We start from the raw sequence: 483 nt of genomic DNA, 5'->3' as shown, positions 1-483 counted from the left end.
TATGGTAACGATCCGTTCGCCGCGATCAGTACGTCGCCTGAGGTGCTGGCCACCCTGCGCTTGCACCTGCGCACGATCGAACAAAGCGCTGACACCCTGCAGGTGCATCTGGCCAGCGAGCGGGCGCAAGGTTTTGTTGAGATGCTGGAAGAGCTCAAGGTGCTTAAGCCGGCCGACATTGAAAGCCTGTACCTGATCATTGATGACGCCGCTCAGGCGCGCGTCACGGCGTTGCTGCTGTGATCGGGGACGGGATTCACGAAGACGCGCTGCAGCACCTGGTGCAACAGAGCGCGGTCAGGGAGTTTGTCGCCGGCCGTGATACCACCCGTACCAAGTGGACGTTTTCGGTACGCCTCGGCGGGCCGCACTCGCGGCTGATCCCGGTACGGTCGAGGCGGGAGGCGATTCGTACCTGGGCCAGCCTGACGGCAGTGGGGCGGTTTGCCGAAGGGCTCGGCGTGCGAGGCTTTGCGGTGGAAC

At 63.8% G+C, this 483-nt stretch carries 2 protein-coding genes; both read left to right on the top strand.

Annotated features, from left to right (window positions below):
- A partial coding sequence (locus GHO25_RS26250) for a hypothetical protein (protein ID WP_178110258.1) occupies window positions 1-243 on the top strand: 243 nt, incomplete at its 5' end.
- The coding region (locus GHO25_RS26365) for a hypothetical protein (RefSeq protein ID WP_372240983.1) at window positions 240-483 on the top strand (244 nt) is incomplete at its 3' end. The genes GHO25_RS26250 and GHO25_RS26365, both read left to right, overlap by 4 nt.

The organism is Pseudomonas sp. FSL R10-1350 (genome assembly GCF_009600525.1).
Lineage (GTDB): Bacteria > Pseudomonadota > Gammaproteobacteria > Pseudomonadales > Pseudomonadaceae > Aquipseudomonas > Aquipseudomonas helleri.
This window is presented reverse-complemented; position numbering and strand designations above follow the sequence as displayed.